We start from the raw sequence: 20,060 nt of genomic DNA, 5'->3' as shown, positions 1-20,060 counted from the left end.
ATATGAAAAAAATAATCGTTGCAATTACAGGTATGCTAATGTTTTCTGGCTGTAGTAATTTTGATGAAATCAATACCAACCCTAATACGCCTACCCAGGTAAGTGCTTCACTATTAGCTACAAATATAATTCTGAGTATTGCTAAATATCAAGGCACTGATTCAAAAGAATATATTTCTGAAAATGCTTTGCCAAAATATGTTGGTTATGCTAATGAAGGACAATTAGGAACTCAATATAACTTAATAGCCAATTCAAGTTTTAACAAAATGACCATTTTACCTGATATTGATAAAATGTTACTTGCTGCTCAAGGCAGCCCGGCAGAAAACTCATATAAAGGAATAGGTCATTTTATAAGAGCGTATACTTTTTATATCCTTACCATGAAGATGGGAGATATTCCATACAGTGAAGCAAATCTTGGACTGCAAGGCAATTATAAACCAAAATACGACGCTCAAAAAGAAGTTTTTATGGGGATTCTTGGTGAATTGGAACAAGCACGTCTTGAATTCTCACAAGGTTTGACTTTTGATGGAGATCCAACCATTTTTAAAGGAAATCCTCAAAGATGGAGAAGAGCCTGCAATGCATTTGAACTTAAAGTTCTAATGACTCTCAGTGCAAAAGAGAGTGATGCTGATTTAAAAATTAAAGAGAAATTTGCCAGTATAGTTAATGAAAATATACTTCTTCAAGATGATTCTGATTATTTTGGCTTAGAGTATAATACCGTAAACCTTCATCCATTATACAGTACAAATGATATGTTTACCGGAAGAACTATTTTAAGTGATATTGTAGTAGACAATCTAAAAAGACTAAACGATAAAAGATTGTTTTATTTTGCAGAACCCTCAGCAGATCAAATTGCAAAAGGATTAGCTCAAAACAGCTTTATGGCTTATACTGGTGTAAAAACTTCATTAGATTATGGACTAATGAACGCTAATTATGCAGGTGGCAAATATTCTAAAATAAACCTGCGATACCAAACCAAACAAAATAGCGATCCAAGAAGGCTGCTTACCTATGCAGAGCAGGAACTGATTTTGGCCGAAGCGAGCATTAAAGGCTGGATTACTGCATCAAATGCACAGCTTTATTATGAAAATGGAGTGAAAGCTGCCTTAAAAAATCTTATGAGTACAGATGCTTCTTTTGCACATGGAAATCCTATTGTGCAAAATGATATTGATACTTATTTTATCGGTGAAGCAGCATTTTCGGCAGATGCAGCTACGCAATTGAAGCAAGTTTGGATGCAGCGATATTTGCTCAATTTTTTAGTTGATGCTATAATCGGTTTTTTGATTAGTATATATTAGTTATTGTAATACGTATATTTTATAAAAAATGAGAACGACCAAAAAACATAAATTACCTTAAAATAGTTACTTTGTTTTGTTTCTATTTAAAAGTACAAGAAATCTAATTTAGTTACTTAGATTAGTATTTAATAAATAGCTTAAATAGGTCGCTTTAAATCCAATCATTGTAATCAATTGACACAACACATGTAGCTAATACGTTTAGCTAATTTACAACTATTTGATTTACACTATTCGGTGTGATACATTTGTGTATTATATAATCAAAATAGACAATCTATGAGAAAGAACAGAAGCTTTACAAGAACTGAAAATGCAATTCTAAAACAACGCTTTATATCTGATTTTGCATCGGGAAAAACCACTATTGAGGAATTATCTCGTAAATACAATGTTCACAGGCGAAAATTAGTTCCTTGGAAAAATGAACTGTTTGGCACTGGAAGCCTTAAAAGGAAACGTATGTACCAAATGCACATAAGCGGTATACCAACTAGAGTAATAGCTGATTTCTACGGCGTTCATATTGTACAGGTAGGAAAAGGCATTAGAGAAACAAAAAAATTGCTTACAGAGGGCAAAATAACGCTTAATACAGCACCATACGATAATAACGAAATGGTAAAGACTCTAAACTAACAAAAGCCCTCCATTATAGAGGGCTTTGTCTTTTAAAATGGGTTAGATATTTTACACGCCAGCTTTTAGTATTATAAATTTTAGAATACATTACTTTGTGTTTATATTTGTTGAAGAGAGCCTAATACTTCACTTTCTTTAAAGCGTACCTTATTGCCTACTTTATAAGCTTTTAATGCTTTAGATTTTACCCAGTTATGAATTGTAACGATTGATACGCCTAACATTTGAGCTGTTTCATCTCTCGATAGTAGACGGTCGGGGACAGGTTGTTGCTGTGATTTTAATTCTTTGATTTGTTTTTCAAGGCTGTCGAATCTTTGCAGTAATATTTCTGCTGAAATACCATGTATTTGTACGATATAATTATTTGTTTCTTGTGGCTTCATATTAAAGGATTTTTCTGTAAAGGATTATACTAAAAAGGCTAACGGTTTTAACTGTTCTCAGCGTGCTACAATCTTGGTTCAAAATATGCGTAGTCTTGGATATTATTACTTTCATTTTACTCATTATTTTTTATTCTTCAGTTGGTTTTAAAGAGTTAAAGAAGTCCATTATAGATTTTAAATAAAAAACGTCTGTGCCTGTAAGACACACATCACACTTGTCTACATTATCTCCTACATACTTGTAGAAAATTTCATTTATAACATCTCTGTACGGATTAAAATTTCCTGTCCAGTTCTGCATTTCCTGTAGTAAAGCAAGGTTGTGAGTTTGAATATCCTGTGTATTTTCAGTAGTCATGATTAATAGTTTTTTAGGTTGTTGAATAGTGTAATTAGCATCTGTATATTATCGTAATCTGTAGAATCTATTTTTAGCTTTCTTTCCTGTAGTATTGAAGCAGCTTTATTTATAACTGAAACCACGCTGTAGGCAGTATCTTTAAAGTTACCGCCTTGATCTATAAAAGACTGCAATTCTTTTATATTGTGATAAGAAATCAAAAAACTGCTGTTTGTTATGGGTTCATTTTCCTTGATGCTGACATCAAAAACCCGAGAAATAAGCTTTAATCTTTCTGCTCCAATCGGTTTAATGCCTTTTTCGATATTGGCGTATTCAATGCGTGAAAGACCTATAATTTTTCCTATTTCAGCCTGAGTCAGACCGTATTTTTTTCTAATGTCTTTTAGTTCCATATCTATGCAGTTTCAAAGTTTAAAATGCTGTTTCGAACCTGTCTGAAATCGTTCAGACGTGCCACATCACGTATTATCAGTTTATCTGTGAGACCATTGTTCACGCATATAGTTTCTATCTCCTTACGGGTTGGTGCTGTAAGATGATGCCATAAAGCGACACGGGTGTAAAACTCAGGCATTCCCATTTTCTTCTTATCAACGCCTTTTTTCAGGTTTTCAAGCAAATACTCCACACCAGCTATAATAATGCCTGCACCGCCCTCAATACCGTCTAAAATATCCTGTATGTACATCAATGCATTTGCAGAAAGTTTGCTGGCTTCGTCTATGATAAGCAGAGCACCGTCTTTTTTGTTCAGTTCGCCAATAATTGCACGTATCATTTCTACATCGCTGGCAAGGTAATTAACTCCTAAAGCCTTTAAAATATCGCTTAACAACTGTTTGGTTCTTACGCCTCTCATGCATGTGACCAGGTATGTATTTGAATTGCTTTCGTAGTAGTTTTGCAGGGCTGTAGTTTTGCCAGCACCAGCATAGCCTATAATACCTATCATAGTTCGCCTTTTGCGTGCTGTATCGCAGGCATCCTGAACAGTTGTAAAATTGCTGGTTTTTATAAGCGTCCAGTCTTTTGTCTTAAAATAGGCTTTGATTTTCAACAGCATTGTTTCGTTTACACGTTCCCAAAATTCATTCATTATATTGGAAATCGTTGCGGGGCTAACACCTATCATTTCAGCAAGTTTATTTTGGCTGATTTGTTTCTGCTCTAAAAAGTTGCTTAACATTTCGGCAACTTCCTGTTGTAGTAATTGATTTTTCATTATTTTTGTCATGTCAAAAGGTTAAAAATTTATAGTTCTCGATCATTCGGGCGCTGTACAATTTCAAGGGCTTCATTTTTGGAGCCTTTTTTTATGGACTTACGTTCCAAAAGCGTTTCTCTTACATCCCTTGCAACCCCTGTTTTTGAAATGGTTGCAATTGGCTTATATTGTTTCTGTTCTACAGCATCAGCGGGTATGCTGTTATCGTAATAATACAGTTCCAGCAGTTCCCTGCTTTCTCTGCTGTTAATCTGATTCTTTTCAAGGCTTAAAGGATGTGCCACATCTAAAACCTTTTTATTTACAACCTCTAAAGCCTTATCTATGTATTCCTGTTTTTCTCCATCGAGATAAGCCGTATAGCTTTTGTTTTTAGCAACGTGTGCGTAAGTTTTCTGCTTATCCGCTTCGGTTCTGTCTACTTCGGCTATGTTAAAGGCTAATGATTTTCTGCATTCGCAAATAACATTGTCGTACTGGTCAAATATCATTATGCTGTCAAGTTCTTTTTCATTATACCTAACCGTTACCTTTTGGTCTTGAAGCATTGCTTTGTGCTTATGGCTGTGAATTTCATAACAGTACTCCTTTTTGCTTACGGTAATCTTTACCATACCGTTACGCACCGTGTGGCTGGTCTTATACCAAAACATTAAAGCAGTATTCAGCGGTGTCATTTCTCGGGCGTTTGGCTTTTCAAGCTTGTAGACCTCGTTTGGGCTTTGTCTTTTGCTGGTAGCAGTTTCGTTGTATTTAACAATTATTTCAGCTATACGGCTTCGCATTTCATTAAATGTCGGCATATTGGACTTTTTGGTAAGTGCCATAAGCACTTCGGGAGCAGGACGCCCGCCAAGTCTTTTACTTGTAATGCCTTCGCCTATGTAATCATCGTAAAGACTGCAATACACGGTTTGGAAAACTCCCCAAAAACGTTCTATATAGGTTTTATCCTGCGGATTACCTACTTTACTGTGTCTCCAGCTTGTGCCAAGCTTATCCATCTGTGCCTTTAATTCCAAAATTTCTTCTGTTTTACGAGCTGAAAAGTGATCGGATACAATTTCAGAAGGTAAATGCCCCTCGCTTTTTGCAGCTAGTTTTAAGGCGTTCATAATGTTTATTTTATCCTCTGTATAGGAGATATCAAAACCTACTATTTTACGACTGCAAACATCTATAACAGCAAACAGGTTCAATCTTAAAATTTTGGTTCTCCTTTCGTTCCAGCAGTAGAACTGTACCGGCGTTCCGTCTATCATCCATACATTAGCAGGATAAGGCGTTAGTATACGCACTCCATGCGGTAACATTTTATCGTTAAAATACTTTTGTCCGTGCCTGCCTTTATTTACAATTGTGCGAACCTCATTATTTTCACGCATCATTTTTTTAATCCAGCTTTCCGTAATGGGTTCCAATCCCTCAGCAACAGAGTGATGATTAAGCAAATCAGCTACAGCCCTGTAAGAATGTTTTTTGGGATGGCTTAGCAGAACTACTGCAAGTCCTTTATGAAAATCATTGGTTTTAGCTATTTCGGGGCGGGGTTTTGACGCACCATCTACTATAATAGGGATAAGGCTTTGGTTTGCTTTTAAAGCATCTCTAACAGCTTTTAATTTGCGTTTAAACACTAATGCATTATTAATTTTACAGCCTAAAATTATACTCTCTTTTAATCTCATGTAATAGTGATACGCCTTTTCTGCCATCCCATAAAGCACGTTATCTACAGAGCCAGTTATATCAATCATTGCAAGCCAAAAAGCATGGTCTTTTGCGGATTGTACAGCCCTTTTTTCAAGATTTACCATATTATAGCTAAAATGCTCACGATACATCGGTATATACTGCCTGTATTCATTGTTATAAGCATCAAGCAAGGCTTGAAACTCATAAGAAGATTTTTTTTCAGCTTCAAAAAGTTCTGTTTGTCGTTCCTTTTCTTTTAGGATATACAAATCGTTTGCAACCTGTTCGTTACGCTGTTCCTTGTATTCTGCTCCTGTAGGCAGGTTGTACTTTTTTCGTGTCAGATCGGGGATGCTGTCAAGGTCGATAAGAACCCGACGGCGGTCATGAACATCTTTTTTGTTTGCCCAGCTTTTTGATAATCCTTTGCGATAGCGTGAAATCCCATACTTTATAGTTGTATTAGGTACGCCAAATGTTTCTAATTCCTCAAAACTAATCATGGTTAACATTTAAAAATTTAGCAATTCATCACGTTCTTTTATAATTGCTTTTGCTGCTTCCACAACAGTTTTAAATGTTTCAGATTTCACACTTTTCCCTTTTAATGCATTGATTACGGTTTTTTGAGTAAAGCCAGTCTTTTCAGATATATTTTTTTTTGCGCCATGAGGTAATTTTTTTTCAATTTCCTCTAATTTTATGTTACTTTGCATACTGTAATGATTTAATTATAATAATCAAAATGTACATTATAAATACCATTTTGTTATTACAAATGTACATATTTAAATTTAACAACCAAATTTATGAGCAATATTTTAAAAGAGATTAGAAAAAAACATTCTCTTACACAGACTGAATTAGCTGAAAATCTAGGGATTACTCGAAGTGCAATAGCGCAAATCGAGTCTGGAAAAAACAACATATCGCTTGAAGTCGCAAAGAAAGCATCAGAATTATTTGGTATAACGGTTGATGACTTAGTTAACAATGATTATTCAAATGCAGTTTTTAATATCTACCAAAATGAATCAGGAAAACTTACAGACGACTTTTATGATTCTTATTACATGATGCTAACTACGATAAATTTAAATATCGATCAAATTGAAGTTGCTAAACACACAATCAGCAGATTTGCAGAAGATAAGAAGCTAAATGCAAGATTCGACAATTACGAAAGAGCCGCTAAGATATTCAATTACGAAGTTTTGAAATCTCAATTTCAAGATGTTAAGAGTAATGAAAAATTAAATAGTAAAACTATTGATAATTTTAGCAAAGCAGTAAATAAAGTTTTATTTGCTGTGCTAACTGATTTATACGATATCACTTCGTTTGAATATAAATCTTTACAATATTTCTATAATAAAGAATAATTATGTACTTGATGAATGTACGCCTAAATACATACCTAATATCAAAAAAGTAATACCAATTGTACAGTTTTAAGATACACACCTAAATACACACCCAAATACACACCTAATATCTTAAAAAGACACTATTGATGTACATTTTATGTAGACTACAAAACAACTACATAAAATTTTAGCATTGTATAAGTTTAAATGAAAAAAATGTATAAGCAATTAAAGCAACGCTTAAAAAAGCCTAAAAACGTTGTTTAAACTATATTTAAAAGCAGTCCAAGGTAAAAAGACTGCTTTTTCTTATCTTTGCTTCTCTTCACAGCTAAATTTACTTCTAAATGGTAGTATTTAGCAATTTCCGAGGTTCAAATGGTAGTTTTTTCTCTTAAAAGGGCATTTTTTTCCATTTGAATGGTATATAAACCGAAGTATCCCGTAATTAAATGATACTTTTTTTTAGATATATACAAATCTAATTTTAACCAAAAACCTTTGCAAACCCCTTATTTTTCGGGGTTTTTTCGACCTTTTTTTTATTGTATGTAATATATATTAATTAAAGTACCCCCTATACTATTGGATTTCTAAAAAAATTAAATGAAAATTTCACACCAAGTGTAGAGGAGATAATAAGTTATTCATTTGATAATGGAAAGAATGAAGCCTACGCTAATAATACAGTTTTGAATTTTCCAATATCGACGAAATGGGCTTTTTTAGGAATGTATCAATACAGAAAAACTGAAAATACAGTCACTAAAAATTCGGCAGTCTCTAATGACTTCAAGGTCGGCGCACAATGGCAATTTCATCCCAAAATAAATTTTAATGTTTTAGTAGGTTCAAGTAATGCAAGATCTTTCGTTAGTAATTATAGTCAATTATTAGTAGACGTATTTTTCAAAATAAAGCCCTTAAAATTGCAAGATTTAGAATTAGGGTATAAGCGAGATATTCAGAACTTCAATGCTGATCTGGTAAGTAGAGAGATAACAGCTAATAATTTTTATTTCAATTATAATATTGGCACAAACTTCAAATTAGGATGGTTTACACAATATTATTACAGCGCGCAAAGTGATAGTAACCAGCGAAACTTATTATTTACCTCATTATATTATAATTTTTTATCAAAACCAATTTTGAAAGCAGGCTTTAATTATCAATTTATTGCCTTTCAAAAACAATTGCCAACAATTTATTTTAGTCCAAGTAAATTTAATGCTTATGAGATTTTTGTTGATTTTTTGAAAGATGAAAAATCGGCTGAAAACAATGCTATCTTTTACACACTAAGTGCTGCAACAGGATTTCAATACATTGAAAATGATAGCAAGCAATCGACTTATCGAGTGCAAGCTAAATTTGGCTATAAATTTTCAGATCGTTTTTTGGCGAATTTTTATGGTGTTAAAAGTAATATTGCGTCTGCTACTGCTGCCGGGTTTCAATATACAGAAGTAGGTTTGCGTCTTAGATGGATGTTGACATCTAAACCAGTATTCAAAGTGAAGAAAAACGAGAAATAAGAGCTTTTTTCAACTTAGTATTAAAGAAGTAGTATTTTCTTTTATAAAAATGCTACAATAAGTTCAGTCGTTTCATTAAATCTGGTCTATTGGCGCGACTTACAGGAATGACGTCTTTGCCAATTAAGACACTATTGTCTTCAATGTCAATAATTTTTTTTGTATTGATAATAAAGGAACGATGCACTTTCAAAAACAAATCTTTAGGTAATTTGTGTTCTATTTTTTTAAGGGTTGAGTGGACCACATAGTTTTTGTTTTCCGTTTTGATATGAATATAATCTCCTTTAGCTTCTATAATATTGACGAAAGCAAATTCAATTTTGATCAGACGGCGATCAATATTGATGTAAAATTCGTTTGCATTATCTTCATTAGCACTTCTATTTAAAATTGTTGTTGTAGTATTCGCTTTTTGAATTGCTTTTTGAAAGCGATCTTCGGTAATTGGTTTTACTAAATAATCTACAATACATTCGTATTCAAAAGCTTCGATAGCAAAATTTTTATCAGAAGTTATCAGTATAATTTTGGGTGGACTTTTAATTGTTTTAATAAAATCAAAACCTGTAAAATCAGGCATGTGGATGTCTAGAAAAATTAAATCGACATTATTTTCATTTAAATACTTTATGGCATGAATAGCATTTGAGAATTCTTTTAACAAGTTTAATTGAGATGTATTTTCAATCATTTTTTCTATTATGGATCTTGCCATTTCTTCGTCATCAATAATAATGCAATTCATAGTTTAATAAGATATTATAATTATATTACAAGTCTATTGTAGTTCCTAAAAGTAATCTAAAGTTCATATTGTCGGTTAGTACTATTTCTTTTTTTAATTTTCTTCTTATTTTTTAGCAATATATGAACTTTTTGCAAGACCTAATATGGAAATTTTAGATTTTAATTTTTAAATGATTCTAAAAAAGTTTTTTTGAATAGTTTAAAGTAAAAGTTTAATTAATCTTTCTATTATTTTAAAGTGTTTTGCAGTTTCTTGTTGGTTTTTTTGAAATTATTATTATTATTATTATTATTATTATTAAGATTTTGTTAATATATCAGTATTGATTTCTAGATTACTGATAGTTCGGATATTTTTAAATCTTTGAACCCAAAAATATTTTTGCGACAATATCTAATCTAAGATTAATCCATAGTGAATTTAGAATATTGTAAGCGATTTCCCTACTAAATTAAGTTGTAAATTACTTATTACGATAGAAGTGGCAAGAAGTTTTTATTGTTTTAAAGCGGATTTGTATTGATGGAATGTAATTTAAAATTTTTTGATATGCAATAATTGAAAGCTTAAGATATTTTGCTTATCTATATTTTAATATTATTTCATTTGCTGTAATTCGATCTGAATTCAAGCTCTATTCGCTTGCAGATGATAAGTTCGATATTCTTTAATTTTTTGTTCAACGTCAGTAGGCTAGAAACCGTTTGTCGATATTTTTTGGTGATTTGCCGTAACTTGTTAATGACTTAACGAAAATGTTTAATCGTCTAAAAAAATAGATGATAATTTTGGTATTAGATAATAGATTTAACTCATCGATATGTATTCAGAAATATTTATTATAAAAGTATTTCAAATTGATCAGTACAAATAACTTTTTTAAAAAATAGTATACCTTATTTATTAAATTAATTTAAAGTTTTTAATTGCAAAATGCCAAAAGTTTAATCTCATTGTTTCTGTAGGTAAAAGTTTAATACTTATTTGCAACCAATAATATGAAGCAAATAATTTAGTACAAGTGGCTAAATTTTAACTATAAGTTTTAATATTTTTTTTCATAACATTAAATATTATATAGTATTTAATTCGAATTTCAAATTAATAATCCTTGTGGTTATTGATGTCCGTGGATGATTAAAAAAAAAACTCTTTTTTTTTAAAATTAGCAAGATTTTGCTTTTTATTTGTAAGTTTGTGATGTTGTTTTTAGTTTTTTTTTATCGGAATTTTTCTTCGTTATAAAAACCAATTTATAATTTATCTCGTATTTTAATTTGATATCCAATTTTTAATTAAAATTTCTATAGTATGAATAATTTTACACTCATTAATTCTGTAATTAAAAGTTTATTATCGATTTTCTATTTTCTATTTAGCAAAGGACTATTGATTTTGAATAAGTTATTAAATTTTAATTCTTTTTCTTTTTTTATAAATGTTTTTTTTCTTTTTAATATATCATCTTCAATATATGCTCAAGCTACTATTGTAACAAATCCATCAAATTTGCAGATAAATACCGCTTTAAATGGGCCTGGAATAGTTATCGTTGGTGGAACATTGTCGGGAGCAGCAACTGCCGCAACATTGCGTGCAAATCAAGTTGCCACCTTTTCTAATGGTATTAGTGGCGCTGGTTTGCAGATACCGAGCGGTGTGTACTTTACTACAGGAAGTGCCCCTTTCGAATTAGCAAACAAAAATACTGCTGTCCAAAATAGTTTTAACCCTGCTGGAGCTACAACATTATCAGATCCCAATTTATCTTTAATTGATCCTACCGCAACACGTGACTTAGTATCGTATTCTTTTACAATAACTTTAGCACCGAATGTTTCGGGACTACTTTTTAGTTATCAATTTGGTTCAGAGGAGTTTCCAGATTATGTAGGTTCTAATTATGATGATGCTTTTGGTTTTTTTGTTTCGGGGCCTGGTATTTCTGGAATTCAGAATTTCGCAACATTGCCAAATGGTAATGCCACATCAATAAATAAGGTAAATTCTGGTATTCCTGGATTTAGCTCACCGGCAACACCTGTCGCTGCATACGATGGTTCTCAATCTGCTTTGTATATCAATAATGGTCACATTACAACTACTACTGGAGGTAAATATAACCTGAATACAGCGCCTCAACCAGGACCTTTCCCAGTTTTTACAGAACATAATGGTTTAACAAAGTCGATAAAGAAATCCATTACTGGCTTAACTCCTGGAGGAACTTATACTTTTAAAATTGTAATTGCTGACGCTGGTGATGCATCGTTGGATTCGGGTGTTTTTTTAGATATTATAGAGGGTATAATTTCTGCCGATCTCTCTGTTTCTAAAACTGTAAATAACCCAAGTCCAAATGTGGGAAGCAATGTTGTTTTTACACTCACAGCAGGCAATACTGGTCCTGGTAATGCACCAAATACCAAGGTTACTGATTTGTTACCAGCTGGTTACACTTTTGTGTCTGCTACACCAAGTGTTGGGACATACGATTCCTCGACAGGGGTTTGGGATATTGGTTTATTAAATATAGGCTCTTCCCCAACTTTGCAAATTACTGCTACGGTAAAAGCTGCAGGTCCTTATTTGAATAGTGCTTCTATAGCATCTCCAGATATTGCAGATCCTACCCCTGGAAATAATACCTCTAGTGTTACCCCAACCCCGGTTGCGCAGTCTAATGTTGGTATAACCAAAACCGCAAGTAGCGCTACGCCTAATGTTGGCAGTAATGTTACTTTTACTTTAACAGCAACCAATGCAGGTCCAAGCAACGCAACAGGAGTAAGTGTAACGGATATTTTACCTTCCGGTTATACTTTTGTAAGTGCCAGCACAGCTTCAGGAACCTATACAAGTGGAACTGGAATCTGGGCCATTGGTACTTTAGCCAATGGAGCGAATGCTACCTTATCTATCATTGCCACAGTCAATGCCTCAGGAACGTATACCAACAGTGCGAGTATAACTGCCAATGAAGCAGATCCTACCCCTGGAAATAATACCTCTAGTGTTACCCCAACCCCGGTTGCGCAGTCTAATGTTGGTATAACCAAAACCGCAAGTAGCGCTACGCCTAATGTTGGCAGTAATGTTACTTTTACTTTAACAGCAACCAATGCAGGTCCAAGCAACGCAACAGGAGTAAGTGTAACGGATATTTTACCTTCCGGTTATACTTTTGTAAGTGCCAGCACAGCTTCAGGAACCTATACAAGTGGAACTGGAATCTGGGCCATTGGTACTTTAGCCAATGGAGCGAATGCTACCTTATCTATCATTGCCACAGTCAATGCCTCAGGAACGTATACCAACAGTGCGAGTATAACTGCCAATGAAGCAGATCCTACCCCTGGAAATAATACCTCTAGTGTTACCCCAACCCCGGTTGCGCAGTCTAATGTTGGTATAACCAAAACCGCAAGTAGCGCTACGCCTAATGTTGGCAGTAATGTTACTTTTACTTTAACAGCAACCAATGCAGGTCCAAGCAACGCAACAGGAGTAAGTGTAACGGATATTTTACCTTCCGGTTATACTTTTGTAAGTGCCAGCACAGCTTCAGGAACCTATACAAGTGGAACTGGAATCTGGGCGATTGGTGCTTTAGCCAATGGAGCGAATGCTACCTTATCTATCATTGCCACAGTCAATGCCTCTGGAACGTATACCAACAGTGCGAGTATAGCTGCCAATGAAGCAGATCCTACTCCTGGAAATAATACCTCTAGTGTTACCCCAACCCCGGTTGCGCAGTCTAATGTTGGTATAACCAAAACCGCAAGTAGCGCTACGCCTAATGTTGGCAGTAATGTTACTTTTACTTTAACAGCAACCAATGCAGGTCCAAGCAACGCAACAGGAGTAAGTGTAACGGATATTTTACCTTCCGGTTATACTTTTGTAAGTGCCAGCACAGCTTCAGGAACCTATACAAGTGGAACTGGAATCTGGGCCATTGGTACTTTAGCCAATGGAGCGAATGCTACCTTATCTATCATTGCCACAGTCAATGCCTCAGGAACGTATACCAACAGTGCGAGTATAACTGCCAATGAAGCAGATCCTACCCCTGGAAATAATACCTCTAGTGTTACCCCAACCCCGGTTGCGCAGTCTAATGTTGGTATAACCAAAACCGCAAGTAGCGCTACGCCTAATGTTGGCAGTAATGTTACTTTTACTTTAACAGCAACCAATGCAGGTCCAAGCAACGCAACAGGAGTAAGTGTAACGGATATTTTACCTTCCGGTTATACTTTTGTAAGTGCCAGCACAGCTTCAGGAACCTATACAAGTGGAACTGGAATCTGGGCGATTGGTGCTTTAGCCAATGGAGCGAATGCTACCTTATCTATCATTGCCACAGTCAATGCCTCTGGAACGTATACCAACAGTGCGAGTATAGCTGCCAATGAAGCAGATCCTACTCCTGGAAATAATACCTCTAGTGTTACCCCAACCCCGGTTGCGCAGTCTAATGTTGGTATAACCAAAACCGCAAGTAGCGCTACGCCTAATGTTGGCAGTAATGTTACTTTTACTTTAACAGCAACCAATGCAGGTCCAAGCAACGCAACAGGAGTAAGTGTAACGGATATTTTACCTTCCGGTTATACTTTTGTAAGTGCCAGCACAGCTTCAGGAACCTATACAAGTGGAACTGGAATCTGGGCGATTGGTGCTTTAGCCAATGGAGCGAATGCTACCTTATCTATCATTGCCACAGTCAATGCCTCTGGAACGTATACCAACAGTGCGAGTATAGCTGCCAATGAAGCAGATCCTACCCCTGGAAATAATACCTCTAGTGTTACTCCAACACCTATAAATATAATTGTTGCGGTAACAGAAACGACCCCTTCGGTTAATGGATTACCAGGTGGCACCACCACGGCATTAACGGGCAACGATACCTTAAATGGAAGCCCAGTAGTAGTAGGTACTGCAGCAGGGAATGTACAAATCACATCAAGTACGGTTCCAGTAGGATCAGGACTAGTAGTAAATGCAGATGGAACAGTAACAGTTCCGGCCAACACCCCATCTGGAAACTATTCAGTAAGCTATACGATTTGTGAAGTAAACAACCCATTGAATTGTAGTACTATTAGCTCTACGGTAGTAGTAAGTGCCCCGGCGATTGTTGCGGTAACAGAAACGACCCCTTCGGTTAATGGATTACCAGGTGGCACCACCACGGCATTAACGGGCAACGATACCTTAAATGGAAGCCCAGTAGTAGTAGGTACTGCAGCAGGGAATGTACAAATCACATCAAGTACGGTTCCAGTAGGATCAGGACTAGTAGTAAATGCAGATGGAACAGTAACAGTTCCGGCCAACACCCCATCTGGAAACTATTCAGTAAGCTATACGATTTGTGAAGTAAACAACCCATTGAATTGTAGTACTATTAGCTCTACGGTAGTAGTAAGTGCCCCGGCGATTGTTGCGGTAACAGAAACGACCCCTTCGGTTAATGGATTACCAGGTGGCACCACCACGGCATTAACGGGCAACGATACCTTAAATGGAAGCCCAGTAGTAGTAGGTACTGCAGCAGGGAATGTACAAATCACATCAAGTACGGTTCCAGTAGGATCAGGACTAGTAGTAAATGCAGATGGAACAGTAACAGTTCCGGCCAACACCCCATCTGGAAACTATTCAGTAAGCTATACGATTTGTGAAGTAAACAACCCATTGAATTGTAGTACTATTAGCTCTACGGTAGTAGTAAGTGCCCCGGCGATTGTTGCGGTAACAGAAACGACCCCTTCGGTTAATGGATTACCAGGTGGCACCACCACGGCATTAACGGGCAACGATACCTTAAATGGAAGCCCAGTAGTAGTAGGTACTGCAGCAGGGAATGTACAAATCACATCAAGTACGGTTCCAGTAGGATCAGGACTAGTAGTAAATGCAGATGGAACAGTAACAGTTCCGGCCAACACCCCATCTGGAAACTATTCAGTAAGCTATACGATTTGTGAAGTAAACAACCCATTGAATTGTAGTACTATTAGCTCTACGGTAGTAGTAAGTGCCCCGGCGATTGTTGCGGTAACAGAAACGACCCCTTCGGTTAATGGATTACCAGGTGGCACCACCACGGCATTAACGGGCAACGATACCTTAAATGGAAGCCCAGTAGTAGTAGGTACTGCAGCAGGGAATGTACAAATCACATCAAGTACGGTTCCAGTAGGATCAGGACTAGTAGTAAATGCAGATGGAACAGTAACAGTTCCGGCCAACACCCCATCTGGAAACTATTCAGTAAGCTATACGATTTGTGAAGTAAACAACCCATTGAATTGTAGTACTATTAGCTCTACGGTAGTAGTAAGTGCCCCGGCGATTGTTGCGGTAACAGAAACGACCCCTTCGGTTAATGGATTACCAGGTGGCACCACCACGGCATTAACGGGCAACGATACCTTAAATGGAAGCCCAGTAGTAGTAGGTACTGCAGCAGGGAATGTACAAATCACATCAAGTACGGTTCCAGTAGGATCAGGACTAGTAGTAAATGCAGATGGAACAGTAACAGTTCCGGCCAACACCCCATCTGGAAACTATTCAGTAAGCTATACGATTTGTGAAGTAAACAACCCATTGAATTGTAGTACTATTAGCTCTACGGTAGTAGTAAGTGCCCCGGCGATTGTTGCGGTAACAGAAACGACCCCTTCGGTTAATGGATTACCAGGTGGCACCACCACGGCATTAACGGGCAACGATACCTTAAATGGAAGCCCAGTAGTAGTAGGTACTGCAGCAGGGAATGTACAAATCACATCAAGTACGGTTCCAGTAGGATCAGGACTAGTAGTAAATGCAGATGGAACAGTAACAGTTCCGGCCAACACCCCATCTGGAAACTATTCAGTAAGCTATACGATTTGTGAAGTAAACAACCCATTGAATTGTAGTACTATTAGCTCTACGGTAGTAGTAAGTGCCCCGGCGATTGTTGCGGTAACAGAAACGACCCCTTCGGTTAATGGATTACCAGGTGGCACCACCACGGCATTAACGGGCAACGATACCTTAAATGGAAGCCCAGTAGTAGTAGGTACTGCAGCAGGGAATGTACAAATCACATCAAGTACGGTTCCAGTAGGATCAGGACTAGTAGTAAATGCAGATGGAACAGTAACAGTTCCGGCCAACACCCCATCTGGAAACTATTCAGTAAGCTATACGATTTGTGAAGTAAACAACCCATTGAATTGTAGTACTATTAGCTCTACGGTAGTAGTAAGTGCCCCGGCGATTGTTGCGGTAACAGAAACGACCCCTTCGGTTAATGGATTACCAGGTGGCACCACCACGGCATTAACGGGCAACGATACCTTAAATGGAAGCCCAGTAGTAGTAGGTACTGCAGCAGGGAATGTACAAATCACATCAAGTACGGTTCCAGTAGGATCAGGACTAGTAGTAAATGCAGATGGAACAGTAACAGTTCCGGCCAACACCCCATCTGGAAACTATTCAGTAAGCTATACGATTTGTGAAGTAAACAACCCATTGAATTGTAGTACTATTAGCTCTACGGTAGTAGTAAGTGCCCCGGCGATTGTTGCGGTAACAGAAACGACCCCTTCGGTTAATGGATTACCAGGTGGCACCACCACGGCATTAACGGGCAACGATACCTTAAATGGAAGCCCAGTAGTAGTAGGTACTGCAGCAGGGAATGTACAAATCACATCAAGTACGGTTCCAGTAGGATCAGGACTAGTAGTAAATGCAGATGGAACAGTAACAGTTCCGGCCAACACCCCATCTGGAAACTATTCAGTAAGCTATACGATTTGTGAAGTAAACAACCCATTGAATTGTAGTACTATTAGCTCTACGGTAGTAGTAAGTGCCCCGGCGATTGTTGCGGTAACAGAAACGACCCCTTCGGTTAATGGATTACCAGGTGGCACCACCACGGCATTAACGGGCAACGATACCTTAAATGGAAGCCCAGTAGTAGTAGGTACTGCAGCAGGGAATGTACAAATCACATCAAGTACGGTTCCAGTAGGATCAGGACTAGTAGTAAATGCAGATGGAACAGTAACAGTTCCGGCCAACACCCCATCTGGAAACTATTCAGTAAGCTATACGATTTGTGAAGTAAACAACCCATTGAATTGTAGTACTATTAGCTCTACGGTAGTAGTAAGTGCCCCGGCGATTGTTGCGGTAACAGAAACGACCCCTTCGGTTAATGGATTACCAGGTGGCACCACCACGGCATTAACGGGCAACGATACCTTAAATGGAAGCCCAGTAGTAGTAGGTACTGCAGCAGGGAATGTACAAATCACATCAAGTACGGTTCCAGTAGGATCAGGACTAGTAGTAAATGCAGATGGAACAGTAACAGTTCCGGCCAACACCCCATCTGGAAACTATTCAGTAAGCTATACGATTTGTGAAGTAAACAACCCATTGAATTGTAGTACTATTAGCTCTACGGTAGTAGTAAGTGCCCCGGCGATTGTTGCGGTAACAGAAACGACCCCTTCGGTTAATGGATTACCAGGTGGCACCACCACGGCATTAACGGGCAACGATACCTTAAATGGAAGCCCAGTAGTAGTAGGTACTGCAGCAGGGAATGTACAAATCACATCAAGTACGGTTCCAGTAGGATCAGGACTAGTAGTAAATGCAGATGGAACAGTAACAGTTCCGGCCAACACCCCATCTGGAAACTATTCAGTAAGCTATACGATTTGTGAAGTAAACAACCCATTGAATTGTAGTACTATTAGCTCTACGGTAGTAGTAAGTGCCCCGGCGATTGTTGCGGTAACAGAAACGACCCCTTCGGTTAATGGATTACCAGGTGGCACCACCACGGCATTAACGGGCAACGATACCTTAAATGGAAGCCCAGTAGTAGTAGGTACTGCAGCAGGGAATGTACAAATCACATCAAGTACGGTTCCAGTAGGATCAGGACTAGTAGTAAATGCAGATGGAACAGTAACAGTTCCGGCCAACACCCCATCTGGAAACTATTCAGTAAGCTATACGATTTGTGAAGTAAACAACCCATTGAATTGTAGTACTATTAGCTCTACGGTAGTAGTAAGTGCCCCGGCGATTGTTGCGGTAACAGAAACGACCCCTTCGGTTAATGGATTACCAGGTGGCACCACCACGGCATTAACGGGCAACGATACCTTAAATGGAAGCCCAGTAGTAGTAGGTACTGCAGCAGGGAATGTACAAATCACATCAAGTACGGTTCCAGTAGGATCAGGACTAGTAGTAAATGCAGATGGAACAGTAACAGTTCCGGCCAACACCCCATCTGGAAACTATTCAGTAAGCTATACGATTTGTGAAGTAAACAACCCATTGAATTGTAGTACTATTAGCTCTACGGTAGTAGTAAGTGCCCCGGCGATTGTTGCGGTAACAGAAACGACCCCTTCGGTTAATGGATTACCAGGTGGCACCACCACGGCATTAACGGGCAACGATACCTTAAATGGAAGCCCAGTAGTAGTAGGTACTGCAGCAGGGAATGTACAAATCACATCAAGTACGGTTCCAGTAGGATCAGGACTAGTAGTAAATGCAGATGGAACAGTAACAGTTCCGGCCAACACCCCATCTGGAAACTATTCAGTAAGCTATACGATTTGTGAAGTAAACAACCCATTGAATTGTAGTACTATTAGCTCTACGGTAGTAGTAAGTGCCCCGGCGATTGTTGCGGTAACAGAAACGACCCCTTCGGTTAATGGATTACCAGGTGGCACCACCACGGCATTAACGGGCAACGATACCTTAAATGGAAGCCCAGTAGTAGTAGGTACTGCAGCAGGGAATGTACAAATCACATCAAGTACGGTTCCAGTAGGATCAGGACTAGTAGTAAATGCAGATGGAACAGTAACAGTTCCGGCCAACACCCCATCTGGAAACTATTCAGTAAGCTATACGATTTGTGAAGTAAACAACCCATTGAATTGTAGTACTATTAGCTCTACGGTAGTAGTAAGTGCCCCGGCGATTGTTGAAGTTCCATCAATTGCCATAATTAAGACAGCGGTATTTAATGATGAAAATAGTAATGGGAATGCAGATGCTGGCGAAACTATAACTTATAACTTCAAGGTTACTAATACTGGAAATGTTCCTTTGTACAATATTACTGTTTTAGATCCATTAGCTGGTATTATTATGTCAGGAGGTCCAATAGATTTGAATGTAAATGATACGGATGAAGTTTCTTTTAGTGCTCAATATAGCATCACGCAAAATGATATTAATAATGGAAGTATTAGTAATCAGGCTAGTGTAATGGGTAGTACTCTAAGTGGAATTAAAGTTGAGGATAAGTCAGATAACATAAATAATCTAGGTGACAATCCAACAGTTTTATTATTAAGTGGTTGTGTAATCAAAATTTTTAATGCCGTTTCAATAAATGGTGATAGTATGAACGAAAGATTCTATATACAAGGAATAGAATGTTATCCTGACAACACAGTTCAAATTTATAATCGTTGGGGTGTATTGGTTTTTGAAAGAGATCATTACAATAATACCGATGTTGCCTTTAGAGGAATTTCAGAAGGACGTGTTACCATTAAAGAATCAAAAGGATTACCAGAGGGAACATATTATTATATCATAAAATATAAAGACCATCAATCTACTCCTCATCAGGAAGCGGGTTATCTGTACTTGACCAAATAATATTCTATGCTAATTAATTGGCTT

General features: G+C 37.1%; 12 protein-coding genes. 5 read left to right on the top strand and 7 right to left on the bottom strand.

Going from position 1 to position 20,060, the window contains the following annotated elements; all coding sequences use genetic code 11:
- The first annotated feature begins 2 nt into the window (after positions 1-2).
- Together N4T20_RS18195 and N4T20_RS18190 are read left to right on the top strand one after the other, a co-directional pair.
- Positions 3-1,331 (top strand): SusD/RagB family nutrient-binding outer membrane lipoprotein, encoded by a 1,329-nt coding sequence (locus N4T20_RS18195; protein WP_260670509.1) that lies wholly within the window; start codon positions 3-5, stop codon positions 1,329-1,331.
- Between the two features lie 282 nt (positions 1,332-1,613).
- Positions 1,614-1,973: a hypothetical protein gene (locus N4T20_RS18190; RefSeq protein WP_260670508.1), complete on the top strand. Its 360-nt coding sequence runs from the start codon at positions 1,614-1,616 to the stop codon at positions 1,971-1,973.
- 101 nt (positions 1,974-2,074) lie between these two features.
- Here the strand turns inward: N4T20_RS18190 and N4T20_RS18185 are convergent, their stop codons facing one another.
- The 6 genes from N4T20_RS18185 to N4T20_RS18160 all read right to left on the bottom strand — a co-directional run bounded on the left by N4T20_RS18185 (position 2,075) and on the right by N4T20_RS18160 (position 6,365).
- Positions 2,075-2,362 carry a helix-turn-helix domain-containing protein gene (locus N4T20_RS18185; RefSeq protein ID WP_260670507.1) on the bottom strand — a complete coding sequence of 96 codons (288 nt, stop codon included), beginning with the start codon at positions 2,360-2,362 and terminating at the stop codon, positions 2,075-2,077.
- Between the two features lie 130 nt (positions 2,363-2,492).
- The gene (locus tag N4T20_RS18180) at positions 2,493-2,723 is read right to left on the bottom strand and encodes a hypothetical protein (RefSeq protein ID WP_260670506.1); all 231 of its coding nucleotides are present in this window, start codon (positions 2,721-2,723) and stop codon (positions 2,493-2,495) included.
- Positions 2,724-2,725: 2 nt separating this feature from the next.
- Complete coding sequence (locus N4T20_RS18175; protein WP_260670505.1) at positions 2,726-3,121, bottom strand: helix-turn-helix domain-containing protein; 396 nt, start codon at positions 3,119-3,121, stop codon at positions 2,726-2,728.
- Between the two features lie 2 nt (positions 3,122-3,123).
- A complete protein-coding gene (locus tag N4T20_RS18170) occupies positions 3,124-3,951 on the bottom strand; it encodes an AAA family ATPase (protein ID WP_260670504.1) in 828 nt (275 codons plus the stop codon).
- A gap of 29 nt (positions 3,952-3,980) precedes the next feature.
- Positions 3,981-6,152 carry a transposase family protein gene (locus tag N4T20_RS18165; RefSeq protein ID WP_260670503.1) on the bottom strand — a complete coding sequence of 724 codons (2,172 nt, stop codon included), beginning with the start codon at positions 6,150-6,152 and terminating at the stop codon, positions 3,981-3,983.
- 9 nt (positions 6,153-6,161) lie between these two features.
- The gene (locus N4T20_RS18160) at positions 6,162-6,365 is read right to left on the bottom strand and encodes a hypothetical protein (RefSeq protein ID WP_260670502.1); all 204 of its coding nucleotides are present in this window, start codon (positions 6,363-6,365) and stop codon (positions 6,162-6,164) included.
- A 93-nt stretch (positions 6,366-6,458) separates the two neighbouring features.
- Here N4T20_RS18160 and N4T20_RS18155 point away from each other — a divergent pair, with 93 nt between their 5' ends.
- Together N4T20_RS18155 and N4T20_RS18150 are read left to right on the top strand one after the other, a co-directional pair.
- A complete protein-coding gene (locus N4T20_RS18155; RefSeq protein WP_260670501.1) occupies positions 6,459-7,031 on the top strand; it encodes a helix-turn-helix transcriptional regulator in 573 nt (190 codons plus the stop codon).
- A 677-nt stretch (positions 7,032-7,708) separates the two neighbouring features.
- Complete coding sequence (locus N4T20_RS18150; RefSeq protein WP_260670500.1) at positions 7,709-8,554, top strand: hypothetical protein; 846 nt, start codon at positions 7,709-7,711, stop codon at positions 8,552-8,554.
- A gap of 52 nt (positions 8,555-8,606) precedes the next feature.
- Here N4T20_RS18150 and N4T20_RS18145 read toward each other — a convergent pair whose 3' ends face one another.
- Positions 8,607-9,302, bottom strand: a complete 696-nt coding sequence (locus N4T20_RS18145) for a LytR/AlgR family response regulator transcription factor (RefSeq protein WP_035625416.1) — start codon at positions 9,300-9,302, stop codon at positions 8,607-8,609.
- 1,512 nt (positions 9,303-10,814) lie between these two features.
- Here N4T20_RS18145 and N4T20_RS18140 point away from each other — a divergent pair.
- Positions 10,815-20,036: a choice-of-anchor L domain-containing protein gene (locus tag N4T20_RS18140; RefSeq protein ID WP_260670499.1), complete on the top strand. Its 9,222-nt coding sequence runs from the start codon at positions 10,815-10,817 to the stop codon at positions 20,034-20,036.
- The last annotated feature ends 24 nt before the right edge of the window (positions 20,037-20,060 follow it).

The sequence above is a fragment of the Flavobacterium sp. TR2 genome, assembly GCF_025252405.1.
GTDB lineage: Bacteria > Bacteroidota > Bacteroidia > Flavobacteriales > Flavobacteriaceae > Flavobacterium.
This window is presented reverse-complemented; position numbering and strand designations above follow the sequence as displayed.